The following is a 14,231-nucleotide window of genomic DNA, read 5'->3' as shown; positions in this document are numbered from 1 at the left end:
AGGAAAGTCTATGCAAATCAATATCCAAGGCCATCACATTGATCTTACCGATTCAATGCAAGACTATGTTCACTCCAAATTCGAAAAACTAGAACGCTTTTTTGATCATATAAACAGCATTCAAGTGATTTTACGTGTTGAAAAATTGCACCAGATCGCCGAAGCTACGCTCCACGTAAATCAAGGGGAAATCCACGCCACTGCGGACAACGAAAATATGTACGCAGCGATAGATGGCCTGGTGGATAAACTCGTTAGACAACTCAACAAGCATAAAGAAAAGCTAAGTAGCCATTAATCATGCAATTAAGCGAAGTACTTTCATTGAGCTGCACAAAAAGTGCAGTTCAATGCTCTAGTAAAAAAAGAGCCCTCGAAATCATCAGCGAAATCGCTGCAGAATACACCGGACAAAATGCAACTGAACTATTCGAATGCATGCTCAGCCGTGAAAAGATGGGCAGTACCGGTATTGGTAATGGCATAGCCATCCCACACGCCCGAATGGCATCAAGTGATAACGCTGTTGCGGTATTACTTCAATGTGAAGAACCTATCGAATTTGATTCTATCGATAACCGTCCTGTTGACCTTCTATTTGCACTGCTTGTTCCTGAAGAACAATGCAAAGAGCATTTGAAAACCCTTTCTTGCATGGCGGAGCGCTTGAACGACAAACAAACGTTAAAGCAGCTTCGTAACGCTCAAAGCGACGAAGAGCTTTACAACATAATGGTTCAGCCACCAATGGTTCAATAACCACTCTAAGGTATGCCTTATGCGTTTAATCGTTGTTAGTGGTCAATCCGGCGCAGGCAAAAGCGTTGCGCTGAGAGTTCTGGAAGATTTGGGTTATTACTGCGTTGATAACCTGCCTGTGGTGCTATTGGATTCATTTATCCAATCGGTACAAGGCAGTAAGCAAAACGTTGCCGTCAGTATCGACATTCGAAACCTGCCAAAAGAACCGACATTGGTTGAAGATATCCTTCAACAACTTAAGCAAAACAACGATGTGAGCGTATTGTTTCTCGATGCAAGCAAAGAGACGCTACTCAAACGCTATAGCGAAACTCGCCGTATCCATCCCCTTTCACTCAGTGACAAGAAGCCAACATTAGAACAAGCCATCGAGCTTGAAAAGCGCTTGTTGGAGCCTCTGAAAGAACAAGCAGATTTACTGTTAGACAGCACAGGTAAATCGCTGCACGATCTGAGTGAAACGGTCAGAATGCGTATCGAAGGCCGAGGACGCAAAGACCTAGTGATGGTGTTTGAGTCTTTTGGCTTTAAATACGGCTTACCGAGTGATGCCGACTACGTGTTCGACGTTCGCTTTTTACCGAACCCTCATTGGCAGCCAGAGCTTCGCCCGCTGACAGGGTTAGATGCTCCGATTAAATCTTTTTTAGAGAGCCATAAAGAAGTCATTGAACTAAAACAACAGATTCAGCACTTCTTTGAATACTGGCTCCCGCTGTTAGAGAAAAATAACCGCAGTTACCTAACCATTGCCATTGGTTGTACTGGCGGTAAACACCGCTCCGTTTATTTGACGCAACAACTGGGAGAATACTTCTCACTGTTGGGTCATCAAGTACAAATTCGCCATACTTCACTGGAAAAAAATCACTCATAGAGGATGCCCTATGCCGCAATCTAGCCGTACTGTTCTTATCCAGAATCGCCTTGGTTTACACGCACGAGCGGCAGTCAAGCTAGTAGAGTTGGCGCAGTCCTTTGATGCAATTCTGACCATTCAAAGCCAAGAGGGCAAAGAAGCGACAGCAGACAGTGTGATGGGTCTACTAATGCTGGAATCAGCACAAGGGCAGAACGTAACCATTTCAGCCGAAGGTTCACAAGCCGAACAAGCCCTCGATGCGGTTTGTCATCTGATTGAAGACAAGTTCGACGAAGACGAATAGCACACCACAATGAATATTACCTGCACATGCTCAGGAATATTTAGTCAAAAAATCGATAAGTGAAAACATCTCTATGAGCGCGATGAATAGAATTGCCCTATCCAATGTCAGCGTTCAGTTATAGAGAGACAAATAATTAATCTTTGCCAGCAAGTTACTATTAAATAAGGCATAGAATTAAGTTACTATGCTGCGCATTGTAACTATTCATTCACGAGGAGGAAGCCATGGCCGAGCAAATCGAGTTTGACCAAGCACATAACACCCTCCAAGAAATCACAGAAGCATTAGAAAATGGTCGCTTCGTCCATGTCCGTAGACAACTACAAGACATGGAACCAGAAGACATTGCACATCTACTTGAAGCCTCGCCTCGCAAAGCACGTAACGTACTGTGGCAACTGACCGATCCTGAAGATTACGGTGAAATTCTTGATGAACTAAACGAAGACGTCAAAGATGCCCTCGTATCGAAAATGGCGCCAGAGAAACTGGCAGAAGCGACCGAAGGCATGGACACAGATGATGTGGCCTACGTTCTTCGTAGCTTACCTGACGATCTCTCTCGTGAAGTTCTCGATCAAATGGACTCCGCAGATCGTCTGCGTGTAGAAACAGCGCTGTCCTACCCTGAAGATACCGCTGGCGGCTTGATGAACACCGACGTTATCACCATCCGTGGTGATGTTGATGTCGATGTTGTATTGCGTTACCTGAGAATGAAAGGTGAACTTCCAGAAGCCACCGATGCTCTTTATGTTATCGACTCGGAAAGCCGTCTGATTGGCCACCTATCGTTAACAGCGCTGCTCACCGCTCAATTAGATGTGTCTGTCAGCGATATTATGGAAGATGCAGACGAAGCGATTAAAGTCGATACCAAAGACTCAGATGTTGCAAGCCTGTTCGAACGTCGTAACTGGGTCTCAGCTCCTGTGGTTGATGAAAACCAACATCTTGTTGGCCGTATCACCATCGATGACGTGGTTGACGTTATCCGTGAAGATGCAGAGCACTCGATGATGAGTATGGCCGGTATGGATGACGACGAAGATACCTTCGCCCCAGTTGTTCAATCCGCTCGTAAACGCAGTATATGGCTTGGTGCGAACGTATTAGCGGCATTAGCTGCCGCTTCTGTATCAAACATGTTTGAAGCCACTTTGGACCAAATGGCGGCGATTGCCGTGTTGATGACCATTGTGCCGTCGATGGGCGGTGTGGCCGGTAACCAGACCGTCGCACTGGTCATTCGTGGCTTAGCTTTAGGTCACATCGGTGACAGTAACAAACGCGAGTTGTTACTTAAAGAAGCCTCTATCGGATTTCTAAACGGTATCCTTTGGGCGCTGATCATCGGGGCAATAGTAGTCGCATGGAAAGGTGAATGGATGTTGGGAGGCATTATCTCAGCAGCCATGATGACCAATCTCTTCGTAGCTGGCGTCGCAGGTGTAATGATTCCAGTCATACTGAAGAAAATGAACATCGACCCAGCACTGGCTGGCGGTATGGCACTAACCACCATTACCGATGTGGTTGGCTTATCGGTATTTTTAGGTTTAGCTACCCTGTTTATCTGAAAGGTCTGTTTATCTAAAAGCAAACATAAAAAAAGCGCTGATATTTCATCAGCGCTTTTTTGTTCTCTCAATTTTTATTCACCTGCGACTTTCATCGACTCAAGCAAAATAGAACCTGTCTGGATTTGCGAACGCGTTTCTACATCGCTACCGACAGCGACAATTTGATTGAACATATCTTTCAGATTGCCAGCAATAGTGATTTCCGATACCGGATACTGAATCACACCGTTTTCAACCCAAAAACCAGCCGCACCGCGAGAATAGTCACCAGTGACAACATTCACACCTTGCCCCATGACTTCTGTTACTAGCAAACCGGTACCAAGCTCTTTCAACATTTGCTCAAAATCCTGCCCTGTCGATTTCACAAAGCAGTTGTGAATGCCACCAGCATGTCCTGTCGGTGTCATACCCATTTTTCTGGCCGCGTAGCTGGTAAGAAGATAAGTTGAAAGTACACCGTCAGTAATGATTTCAGTATCAACGGTTCTCACCCCTTCACTATCAAACGGACTCGACGCAAGGCCTCGCAGAATATGAGGGCGTTCAGAGACGTTAAACCAGCTAGGAAGAATTTGTTTACCCAAGTGATCAAGTAAGAATGATGACTTACGGTATAGATTGCCGCCGCTGATGGCCATCACTAAGTGACCAAGCAGTCCCGTAGCCACATCGGCTGCAAACATCACAGGCAACTTGCCAGTTTTCAATTTTTGCGCATCGAGTCGGCTTACGGTTTTCTCAGCCGCGTCTTTACCAACGACTTCTGGAGACCACAAATCATCGCAATGACGAGCCACTGTGTAGCTGTAGTCGCGTTCCATCTCACCATTTTTGCCTTCACCAATCACACAACAACTAATGCTGTGACGACTGGACGCATAACTACCCAGCAGACCATGACTGTTTCCGTACACTTTAACTCCGTAATGGCTGTCATAACTTGCACCATCACTTTGTTTAATTCTGTCGCTAACATTCAGTGCTGCTTGTTCAGCGGCTATAGCAATCTTCGCTGCACTGTCTGGATCAATCGCATTTGGGTGGAACAGATCTAAATCAGGGATCTCTTTTACCATTAGCTCTTTAGGCGCAGGTCCAGCGAATGGATCTTCCGACGTGTATTTTGCGATGTCTAACGCTGCCATTACCGTCTGCTGAATTGCTTTTTCACTTAAGTCAGAAGTTGAGGCGCTGCCTTTACGTTGTCCACGATATACAGTGATACCTAAAGCACCATCACTATTAAATTCAACATTCTCTACTTCGCACATACGAGTAGAAACACTTAAACCAGTGCTCTTGGTAATGGCAACTTCAGCTGCATCTGCACTGGCTGATGCCATCTCTAGCGCTTTCGCAACTGCGGCTTCAAGTTCGGTGCGCTGCATAGCGACTTGCTGTTTTAAATCCATATCTCATCCAACTATTGAGCTTTCGAAATAATTACTTAGCCATAGAGTAACAAGAATTTCGCTTTCTCCCCACGATTCTTGCTAAAATAGCTGACATATACACCTCAATAGTTGAAGAAAATGGCACGTAAAAACCAAAAAGCTCCTTGGGAAGAAGAAGAGGAGATCATTTGGGTTAGTAAAACCGAAATGAAAAATGACATGACTGCGCTGCAAAAGCTCGGTGAAGAACTGGTTGGTTTGAAATCATCACAGTTATCAAAAATACCGATGCCTGAAGATTTGCTACTGGCAATCAAAGATGCGCAACGTTTCAACATGGAAGCTAGACGTCGTCAACTGCAATACATCGGTAAAATGATGCGTACTATCGATCCTGAGCCAATCCAAGCGGCGCTGGACAAATTACGCAACAAACACTCACAAAATACAGCGGTATTACACAAGCTTGAACAGATGCGTGATCGTATCGTTGAGCAAGGTGATGATGCTATTAACGACGCAATGGTTTTATATCCAGAAATGGATCGCCAACGCTTACGTCAACTTGCTCGCCAAGCGAAGAAAGAGAAAGAAGCGAATAAGCCACCAAAAGCGTCTCGTGAAATATTCCAAGTATTGAAAGAACATAACGACGCATCAATTTTGTAACGCGATTTCTTGCATTAGAAAAGCCTCACCAATGTGAGGCTTTTTATTATTCTCCAGCTCTGACGAAGTCACTGAGCAATGGATGCGAATGCGAAGATGACAACGCATCAACCTCATCAAACACTTGCACCTGTCCCTCAGCCAGAAACGCAAAATGTGAGGCTATCGCTTTAGCATCACTCAGATGGTGAGTCACCATCACCACGGTAATGTTGCGCTCAGTTGCTAAGCGTTTGACTAAGCTGAGCATCTCCTCTCGCAGCAGAGGATCCAACGCTGAAAACGGTTCATCAAGCAACCAAATAGGATGCGACTGAACAAAACATCGAGCGAGAGCCACTCTTTGACGCTGACCACCTGAAAGACTTTGAGGCAGACGATTCATGAACTCCTCTACCCCTACCTGTTTTGCCGCAATATCAACTTGTTCTTTTTGCTGCGCGGTTAACTTCAGACTTGGATTCAAACCCAACGCGATGTTTTCTCGTACCGTTAAATGGGCAAACAAGTTATGCTCTTGGAACAACATTGAGAATGGGCGCTGATAGGGTTCTTTACCCAGAAGTGACTCGCCTGCAACACTCACATTTCCACTGTTCGGCGCGATGAATCCAGCCACCAAACTGAGCAAAGTCGATTTACCTGCGCCACTTGGTCCCATCAAAGAAACAATCGCGCCTTGAGGGATAGTCAAACAAAACTCAAACCACTCATTTTGATATTCATAGCGTACGTTTTCTAAAACTAACATTCACGACCTCTGGAAGAATGAGCAATAAAGAGTTTTTCGATCACAACAAAACAGCCGACACTCATAAGTAACAAGGTGAGTGACACCACTGCAGCAGACTCCATTTGATAACTGCCGAGTAGCTGGAATAAATACAGTGGCAGAGTTCGGAAATCTTGACTGCCAAATAAAGCTATAGCGCTGAGATCACCCATAGAGAGCAAAAAGCTGATTGCAAACGCATGCGCCATCGGCTTACTCAACGCTTTTCCTTCAATTAATCTGATTCTATACCAGCCGCGAATACCCAACGACGCGCAAAGAAACTGATACTGTTGCTCAATATGCAGCAAGGGCTGAGCCAGTGTTTTTAACACGTAAGGCAAAGCCATCAGAGCATTAACAGCCACTACAACCCAAAATGCAAAACTGAACGCATCGGTAAAACTGCGCAGCAACAAAAATAACCCTGTACTGACGACTAATCCCGGAGTAACAAGAATGATGGTTCCGGTTAGTTCAAGCGTGGTCGCTTTTGCTGTTTGATATCGGATACGCCAAAAACGGGTTGTCATCAAAATAGCAATCCCCGCCACCAAAGCGAATGAAGACGCTAGAACCGCCACCTTCATGGATGCAGAAAACGCATTCCAGAACTGGCTATCCGATAACACTGAGAGAGCCTGCCAGTTAATACCACTTAACACCACCATCAATAGCGGCGGTACCACAAGCACAATAACGAACAGAATCCAGAACCCGTCCCAACAACGAGCCTTGGTTGAATCTCGGCTAACCACGGTGTGCGTTGCCACATTACCCGCGGTTACGGCTAGCGGCTTGGCGAGTTTCTGAATCGACAAATACAAAACGCTGCAAAGAATGATCTGCCATAACGCCAATAGAGCACCAGCTTGCAGGTCGAAATCAAACTTAATCGCTTGATAGATGGCGAGTTCAATAGTCGTCGATTTTGGTCCTCCACCCAGTGCCATTACAGTGGCAAAACTGGTGAAACACAACATGAAGACCAAACCACAGACATGAGGTAATTGCTGACGAATTCGTGGCCACTCCACCCAACGAAACTTATGCCAATGGCTCATCCCCAAATGCGCGCACAACTTATGCTGCTCATCAGGAATGGATTCTAATGCTTGCAGTAATAAACGACTGGCATAGGGAAGGTTAAAGAAAAAATGTGCCAGCAAAATGCCGTTCAATCCGTAGATAGAAAAAGGCAGGTTCAGTTCAAACCAACTCAGTACTTCCGCCAGCAATCCACTGTTGCCGTATATTGCCAACAGACCAAACACACCCACCAGCACCGGAAGCACCAGTGTTGTGGCAAACAGTTTGATCAGCAGGCTTCTCCCCCAGAATCGCCGTCTGTATAGCGCATGGGCAACCGGAACCGCGAAGCCGACACTGAGCAACATCGAGAGGCTGGCTTGATAAAAGCTAAACTGAGTGACGTGACGATAATACGGATCCTGCCAGACCTGAGCAAAGTTCAGGCTAGGTGCATGGAGAAGTAACGCGCACAATGCAGAAATGACAAAGGTCGCGACCAGTATCGCGACCCCAATGCCTATTTTAGGTACAGAGTTCAAACTCGCTTAAACCTTAGACGTTAAAAAGTTAAGGCGTTTTGCCATTCACGAACCCAAGCCTTACGCTCTTTTGCCACTTCGTCTGCGGTGAAAGTTAACGATTTTTGCGGTACTGAAAGTGAATCAAACCCTTCTGGCAGTTCCGTGTTTGTCACCGGATACATCCAGTTGCCTGTTGGAATCACAGACTGAAAATCATTGCTAAGAATAAAGCTCATAAACTCATCAGCAAGTTTTTGATGCTGGCTGGTTTTCACCTTCGCAGCCACTTCAACTTGCATATAATGGCCTTCAGAGAAGTCTGCCGTTGCAAAGCGAGCATCATTTTCAGCAATCAGGTGGTATGCAGGAGAAGTGGTGTAGGAAAGAACGAGGTCAGACTCGCCTTTCAAGAACATAGAATAAGACTCAGACCAACCTTTAGTCACAGTCACCGTTTTCTTCGCTAAGCTCTTCCATGCTTCTGTGGCGTTATCGCCATAGACAGACTTCATCCAAAGCAACAGGCCTTGACCCGGTGTCGAAGTGCGTGGGTCTTGATAAATCACTTTCAGATCATCACGGCTTTCAACCAGCTCTTTTAGGCTTTTCGGTGGATTGGCCAATTTTTCTTTGTTGTAAACAAAAGCAAAGTAGCCATAGTCGTAAGGAACGAAAGTATCATCGCTCCAGCCGTTCGGCACTTGAAGAGACTGTGTATCAACAGAGTGTGGTGCCAACAAGCCGGTTTGTTTCGCTTCTACCATAAGGTTGTTGTCTAAACCCAATACGATGTCTGCTTTGGTTTTATCGCCCTCTAGACGCAGACGGTTCAAAATAGATACACCGTCATCCAGAGCGACAAAATTTAAATCACAGCCACATTGAGCTTCAAATGCTTTCTCAATAGCAGGACCAGGTCCCCACTCAGCAGCAAATGAGTCATAGGTATAGACAGTTAGAGTGTTATCGGCAGCGAAAGCTGTACTAGATGATGTTGCAATAAACGATAAAGTTGCCAAAGCAATGGCAGAAAATTTGGTGTTCAAGGCTCGCTCTCCTCAGAGCTGACAGGCTTGAGGGAGGACAGGAATAATCGGATGTTTGATTATCACATTCCCAACTCAATTCCTACGCCAGCATTATCTGGTTCAGGTAAATACCACTATTAAAATAATAATGGACTGCGGGTCCCAAGCTCTGCTTGATCTCAGCGCCATTCATCTGGTGAATGGTTAGCCCCCGTGAGTAAAGTGGATTGTAAATGTAAACGAAAATAGATGCTACTTATACTCTTTCTACTTGAAGCTGCAGCGGTGTTGGCTGCGTTCGTTCACCCCAACCACATAGTTTATCTATGTTCATGGGAATTCACTTACTTGCCGCCTACCTGCAACTCCAAGTAGTTTGAGTATCTACGTTAACTACGTTGATCATACCCCCAGCGCGGTACAAGAGTTTGCTCAATGCCCAGATGATCCAATATACGAGCGACCATAAAATCAACCAGATCATCAATCGATTTAGGCTGATGATAGAAACCCGGAGCAGCAGGCATAATCGTGACGCCCATTTGCGAAAGCTTATGCATGTTCTCCAGATGCAATGTCGAAAATGGCGTTTCTCGCACCACCAGCAGAAGCTGACCACGCTCTTTCATCACCACGTCCGCAGCACGCTCAATAAGATTGTCCGACATGCCATGAGCAATAGCGGCCACACTACCTGTAGAGCAAGGACAAACGATCATCTGTTTTGGTGCCGCAGAACCTGACGCGACAGGAGAGAACCAATCTTCCTTACCACAAACGATCAACTTCTCAGCATCGCACTGAAGATGTTCGACCAGTGCCGCTTTTGCTGCATCAGGACCACTTGGCAGTTTCAGATCGTGCTCTGTCGCCAACACCACGCGTGCCGCAGACGAAATCAACAGATACACGGTGTAATCTGCAGCGAGTAGACATTGCAACAGACGCAGCCCATAAGGAGCACCTGATGCCCCTGTCCACGCTAAGGTAATCGCTTTGCTTTGATTCATATCGTTCTCATATTCTACTGTTTAGCTTTGAGTGCTGTGAGTAACTTATCGTGAATACCATTGAAGCCACCGTTACTCATCACCAGAATCTGATCGCCGACTTGTGCTTCAGAACAGATCATTGCAACGAACTCATCAATATTATCGCTGACCTGAGCCGGCTGTGCACACTGCTCAGCCACATCCTGAACAGACCAAGGGATCGTTGCTGGCTGGAACAAGTAAACCGAATCTGCCGCGTGAAGTGACTGAGCCAAGGTTTCTTTATGTACACCCAGCTTCATTGTCGCTGAACGAGGTTCCAATACCGCGATGATTTTCTTGTCACCAACTTTATTGCGCAGACCATCTAAAGTCAGTTCAATCGCCGTTGGATGATGAGCAAAATCGTCATACACAGTCACCCCCGCTGCTTCACCTTTGAGCTCTAAGCGGCGTTTGGTGTTGACAAAAGATCCCAAGGCTTCACAAGCCAGATCAGGCGTGACTCCTACATGACGCGCCGCAGCTACAGCCATCAGAGCATTGCTGACGTTATGATCACCCACTAAATCCCACTTAACCGTACCAACACGTGTGTTTTTAAACAGAATATGGAACTGAGAGCCATCTTTAGTGATCTTTTCCGCTTGCCAGTCAGCATTATCACCACTGAACTCAGTTTCACTCCAACAACCACGCTGCAAAACATCTTGTAATGCTTCATCTTGCATTGGTGCGAAGATACGACCGTTACCCGGCACAGTTCTGACTAAATGATGGAATTGACGCTTGATCGCTTCAAGATTGTCGAAGATATCTGCATGATCGAACTCCAGATTATTCATCACCAATGTTCTAGGATGGTAATGAACAAACTTAGAACGCTTGTCGAAAAAAGCACTGTCATATTCATCAGCTTCCACGACAAAAAACATGCTTTCGCCCAAACGCGCTGAAACACCGAAATTACCCAGTACTCCGCCAACCAAAAAGCCCGGTTGGTAGCCACAGTGCTCAAGCACCCATGTCAGCATGCTGGACGTAGTCGTTTTGCCGTGTGTTCCTGACACAGCCAGTACCCAACGATCATGCAAAAGAAACTCTTGTAACCACTGCGGTCCTGAAACATAACGTAAATTGTTGTTCAGCACATATTCAACACATGGATTACCACGACTCATCGCGTTACCAATCACCACCAAGTCAGGCTTCGGCTCAAACTGGGTAGTGTCAAAACCTTCAATTATTTCGATCCCTTGCGACTCGAGCATGGTGCTCATTGGCGGATAAACATTGGCATCGCTACCGGTAACTTTGTGACCCAACTGACGCGCCAACATCGCAACGCCACCCATGAATGTGCCACAAATTCCTAAGATATGAATATGCATAGAGCTTAATCTCTTCACGCTTTACTGTATTGGCTCCCATTATCCTCATTCGCATCGTAAAAGCGAGCATCGAAGATCAGAGCAATGTAATTTGTAATAAGTCGACATAAAAAATGAGATATCAAGCAGTTAGTTCAGTACCCGTAAAAAGATAAAAGACCTAAACTCTTTGCGGGCGCGCGTGTCAAAAAAAGTTCCAACAGAGAACACCTCACAGCCCCACTAAAAATCCCCCGAAAATATAGTGTTAAGGAAATAACATGTCTGAGATGCGCACCCTTGGTGAGTTCATTGTTGAGAAACAACACGACTTCCCCCATGCAAGTGGTGAACTATCGTCCCTACTGGCTTCTATTCGTCTTGCCGCGAAGATTGTAAACCGTGAAATCAACAAGGCTGGCCTTGCTGATATCACAGGTGCATCTGGTCAGGATAATGTGCAAGGTGAAGAGCAGCAAAAACTGGATGTTTATGCCAACGACAAATTTAAAGCCGCGCTTGAAGCGCGTGACCAAGTTTGTGGCGTAGCCAGTGAAGAGGAAGATGAAGCTGTAGCCTTTAATAAAGACCTCAACAAAAATGCGAAATACGTTGTCTTGATGGATCCGCTTGATGGCTCGTCAAACATTGATGTTAACGTATCCGTTGGCACAATTTTCTCCATTTATCGTCGTATTTCTCCGGTCGGCGCTCCACCGACAGCAGAAGACTTCTTACAACCGGGCCACAAACAAGTTGCTGCAGGGTATGTGATTTACGGCTCTTCGACCATGTTGGTTTACACCACAGGTAACGGTGTCAATGGCTTTACCTATGACCCTTCGATTGGTTCTTTCTGTTTATCGCATGAAAATATGCGTATTCCAGAAAGCGGTAAGATTTACTCGATTAACGAGGGTAACTACATCCGCTTCCCGACTGGCGTGAAGAAATACATAAAATTCTGCCAAGAGAATGTACCTGAAGATAATCGTCCTTATACATCACGTTATATTGGCTCTTTGGTTGCTGACTTCCACCGCAATCTGCTGAAAGGCGGCATCTATATGTACCCGAGCACAGAGAGCCATCCAAATGGAAAATTACGCCTTCTGTACGAGTGCAACCCAATGGCATTTTTGATGGAACAGGCTGGCGGTATTGCCTCTGATGGTAAGAATCGTATTCTTGATATCAAACCAACCGAACTGCACCAACGTGTGCCTTTCTTTGTTGGTAGCCCAACTATGGTCGACAAAGTCGAAGAGTTCTTAGAGAACTACCCAGACTAAGAACTATTCTTATGAACAGTTATAACTGACTGACGAGAAAGCGCCTTACAAAGGCGCTTTTTTTATCTCTCTTTCATCAATCAATTACGCATTTTTTGACCTACAATTGCATCAATTAGACTTAGGTTTGCTTGGGGATCGACTCATTTACGGGTAAACTCTAGCCTTTGCTATGTCGCGGCCCTTTGATGCCCACACATAACATGTATAACAATAAGTCTTGATTCTTGAAGTCCGGCTAACGAAAAGGAAACCTTTAATGAGCTTAAACAATGTGCCAGCAGGCAAATCTCTTCCAGACGATATCTACGTTATCATCGAAATTCCAGCTAACGCAGACCCAATCAAATACGAAGTAGACAAAGATTCTGGCGCTGTATTCGTAGACCGTTTCATGTCTGCTCCTATGTTCTACCCATGTAACTACGGTTACGTGAACCACACTCTATCTTTAGACGGTGACCCAGTAGACGTATTAGTACCAACGCCATTCCCTCTAATGCCTGGTTCAGTAATTCGCTGCCGCCCAGTTGGCGTACTAAAAATGAGCGATGAGTCTGGTGAAGATGCGAAAGTTATCGCTGTACCACACGAGAAACTTTCTAAAGAATACAACCACATTCAAGATGTGAACGACCTTCCAGAGCTTCTAAAAGCACAAATCACTCACTTCTTCGAGCGTTACAAAGACCTTGAAGCTGGCAAATGGGTGAAAGTTGAAGGTTGGGAAGACGCAGCTGCAGCTCGTGAAGAGATCAAAACTTCATACGAACGCGCACAGCAAAAATAAGCGTACCGAACAAATGGAAAAGCCAGCATTTCGCTGGCTTTTTTTGGCTGAAAAATGGATTAATCAGAAATGTCTGCACCGTGATCCCACCAAGTTCCTTCAACGTAAGCTGCTCGAAAATCTGGGTTCACAGTGTCACAAACACCACGATAAGGACGTTGTAATTTACCTAGTTCAAAAGCATCTTGCTCACAGTATTCTTGAAGACCTAGCTCATAACCTTGTGTATATGCGCCACTATCGCCGTTTACAGATGTAAGCTGCACTCGACCTGCTGCGCCTTCTTCATAACCGTATGCTTGCCAATCTGCAGATGTGAAAGATGCAGTATCAGGCTGTGCACTACAACCTGCAAGAATCGCGACTACTACCACTGCTAACCATTGCGTTTTCATGGAATATCTCCTTTATCAAGTAACCGTATATATATTAGGGTTAACTAATGCATTTTTCCGTACAGTTACTGTAAAAGAGAGTAAAGCAATCCTTTACACTCGTTGACACCAGTCTCCAGAGTCAATGAGAGCCTCTTGTGAAGTCGATTCTTGATAGATGTATATCCATGCAATGCCAAAAGGCGTTTCTATAGTATCTCGGCGATACTCCACTGGAACGTCTTCCAAAATATCCAACTTAGCCAACGTCTCTTCATCCACCAAATACACTTCTCCAGAAATAGTATGGTGCCCCTCGATTAAACCCGGATAAGGTCCTAAGTCATAAAGTGCATACTCTGGCTTGGTAACGTATTGCCCCAGCAATTGACTACTTTCCAAAAAGCTATGATTGCTTTCTCCTTGGCGTAAAGTGCCATAAACAAAAACTAAATGTTGCACTTACTTCTCCTTAAGATA

16 protein-coding genes are annotated in these 14,231 nt (G+C 45.4%); 8 read left to right on the top strand and 8 right to left on the bottom strand.

Annotated features, from left to right (window positions below):
- The first annotated feature begins 10 nt into the window (after positions 1-10).
- The 5 genes from hpf to mgtE all read left to right on the top strand — a co-directional run bounded on the left by hpf (position 11) and on the right by mgtE (position 3,511).
- A complete protein-coding gene (gene hpf, locus P4S58_RS01120; RefSeq protein WP_042485332.1) occupies positions 11-298 on the top strand; it encodes a ribosome hibernation promoting factor in 288 nt (95 codons plus the stop codon).
- Positions 299-300: 2 nt separating this feature from the next.
- Complete coding sequence (gene ptsN, locus P4S58_RS01115) at positions 301-759, top strand: PTS IIA-like nitrogen regulatory protein PtsN (protein ID WP_042485329.1); 459 nt, start codon at positions 301-303, stop codon at positions 757-759.
- 19 nt (positions 760-778) lie between these two features.
- Positions 779-1,639 (top strand): RNase adapter RapZ, encoded by an 861-nt coding sequence (rapZ, locus tag P4S58_RS01110; RefSeq protein WP_102962900.1) that lies wholly within the window; start codon positions 779-781, stop codon positions 1,637-1,639.
- Positions 1,640-1,649: 10 nt separating this feature from the next.
- Positions 1,650-1,928 carry an HPr family phosphocarrier protein gene (locus P4S58_RS01105; RefSeq protein WP_042485320.1) on the top strand — a complete coding sequence of 93 codons (279 nt, stop codon included), beginning with the start codon at positions 1,650-1,652 and terminating at the stop codon, positions 1,926-1,928.
- A gap of 227 nt (positions 1,929-2,155) precedes the next feature.
- Positions 2,156-3,511, top strand: a complete 1,356-nt coding sequence (gene mgtE / locus P4S58_RS01100; protein ID WP_102962899.1) for a magnesium transporter — start codon at positions 2,156-2,158, stop codon at positions 3,509-3,511.
- A 74-nt stretch (positions 3,512-3,585) separates the two neighbouring features.
- Here the strand turns inward: mgtE and pmbA are convergent, their stop codons facing one another.
- Complete coding sequence (gene pmbA / locus P4S58_RS01095; protein WP_102962898.1) at positions 3,586-4,929, bottom strand: metalloprotease PmbA; 1,344 nt, start codon at positions 4,927-4,929, stop codon at positions 3,586-3,588.
- Positions 4,930-5,049: 120 nt separating this feature from the next.
- Here pmbA and yjgA point away from each other — a divergent pair, with 120 nt between their 5' ends.
- Positions 5,050-5,580 carry a ribosome biogenesis factor YjgA gene (yjgA, locus tag P4S58_RS01090; RefSeq protein ID WP_042485309.1) on the top strand — a complete coding sequence of 177 codons (531 nt, stop codon included), beginning with the start codon at positions 5,050-5,052 and terminating at the stop codon, positions 5,578-5,580.
- Positions 5,581-5,626: 46 nt separating this feature from the next.
- Here yjgA and thiQ read toward each other — a convergent pair whose 3' ends face one another.
- From thiQ to mpl, 5 genes are all read right to left on the bottom strand, one after another.
- Positions 5,627-6,331 carry a thiamine ABC transporter ATP-binding protein gene (thiQ, locus tag P4S58_RS01085; protein ID WP_102962897.1) on the bottom strand — a complete coding sequence of 235 codons (705 nt, stop codon included), beginning with the start codon at positions 6,329-6,331 and terminating at the stop codon, positions 5,627-5,629.
- On the bottom strand, positions 6,325-7,923 hold the full coding sequence (thiP, locus tag P4S58_RS01080) for a thiamine/thiamine pyrophosphate ABC transporter permease ThiP (protein WP_102962896.1): 1,599 nt from the start codon (positions 7,921-7,923) through the stop codon (positions 6,325-6,327). Before thiP ends, thiQ begins: the two co-directional genes overlap by 7 nt.
- 20 nt (positions 7,924-7,943) lie before the next feature.
- A complete protein-coding gene (gene thiB / locus P4S58_RS01075; RefSeq protein WP_042485305.1) occupies positions 7,944-8,951 on the bottom strand; it encodes a thiamine ABC transporter substrate binding subunit in 1,008 nt (335 codons plus the stop codon).
- 371 nt (positions 8,952-9,322) lie between these two features.
- Positions 9,323-9,943: a flavin prenyltransferase UbiX gene (locus P4S58_RS01070; RefSeq protein ID WP_042485303.1), complete on the bottom strand. Its 621-nt coding sequence runs from the start codon at positions 9,941-9,943 to the stop codon at positions 9,323-9,325.
- A 14-nt stretch (positions 9,944-9,957) separates the two neighbouring features.
- On the bottom strand, positions 9,958-11,316 hold the full coding sequence (gene mpl, locus P4S58_RS01065) for a UDP-N-acetylmuramate:L-alanyl-gamma-D-glutamyl-meso-diaminopimelate ligase (RefSeq protein ID WP_102962895.1): 1,359 nt from the start codon (positions 11,314-11,316) through the stop codon (positions 9,958-9,960).
- Positions 11,317-11,576: 260 nt separating this feature from the next.
- Here mpl and fbp point away from each other — a divergent pair, with 260 nt between their 5' ends.
- Positions 11,577-12,587, top strand: a complete 1,011-nt coding sequence (gene fbp, locus P4S58_RS01060; RefSeq protein WP_042485297.1) for a class 1 fructose-bisphosphatase — start codon at positions 11,577-11,579, stop codon at positions 12,585-12,587.
- Between the two features lie 259 nt (positions 12,588-12,846).
- A complete protein-coding gene (gene ppa / locus P4S58_RS01055) occupies positions 12,847-13,377 on the top strand; it encodes an inorganic diphosphatase (RefSeq protein WP_042485295.1) in 531 nt (176 codons plus the stop codon).
- Positions 13,378-13,436: 59 nt separating this feature from the next.
- Here ppa and P4S58_RS01050 read toward each other — a convergent pair whose 3' ends face one another.
- Positions 13,437-13,772, bottom strand: a complete 336-nt coding sequence (locus tag P4S58_RS01050; protein WP_102962894.1) for a DUF2799 domain-containing protein — start codon at positions 13,770-13,772, stop codon at positions 13,437-13,439.
- 93 nt (positions 13,773-13,865) lie between these two features.
- On the bottom strand, positions 13,866-14,213 hold the full coding sequence (locus P4S58_RS01045) for a gamma-glutamylcyclotransferase family protein (RefSeq protein WP_102962893.1): 348 nt from the start codon (positions 14,211-14,213) through the stop codon (positions 13,866-13,868).
- Positions 14,214-14,231 lie beyond the last annotated feature (18 nt).

This window comes from Vibrio sp. Hal054 (assembly GCF_037162405.1).
GTDB classification, from domain to species: Bacteria; Pseudomonadota; Gammaproteobacteria; order Enterobacterales; family Vibrionaceae; genus Vibrio; species Vibrio diazotrophicus.
The sequence above is the reverse complement of the archived record's forward strand: the minus strand, read 5'-3'. Positions and strand labels throughout refer to the sequence as shown.